This window comes from Bacillus sanguinis (genome assembly GCF_018332475.1).
In the GTDB taxonomy this organism is placed as follows: domain Bacteria; phylum Bacillota; class Bacilli; order Bacillales; family Bacillaceae_G; genus Bacillus_A; species Bacillus_A sanguinis.
Genome location: NZ_BOQB01000596.1, coordinates 1 through 202 on the forward strand (window position 1 = coordinate 1; position 202 = coordinate 202).

General features: G+C 29.7%; 1 protein-coding gene. It reads right to left on the reverse strand.

The features are described from left to right. Nucleotides 1-181: TetR/AcrR family transcriptional regulator (locus KI369_RS28755; protein ID WP_212959029.1), on the reverse strand; the 181-nt coding region annotated here is incomplete at its 3' end. Nucleotides 182-202: the final 21 nt, after the last annotated feature.

The following is a 202-nucleotide window of genomic DNA, read 5'->3' on the forward strand; positions in this document are numbered from 1 at the left end:
CTTTATCTTCAAAGTGTTTGTAAAATGTAGTTCGATGTACCATTGCGTATTCACAAATTTGATTAATAGTAAGAGAACTATATTTTTGTTTAGGTTGTATCATTAATTCAACTAAAGCCTCTACTAATAATTTGTGTGTCCGTCTAATACGTAAATCGGTTTGTTTTCCTTCCTTTTTCATCGACAATTCTCCTTTTTTGTA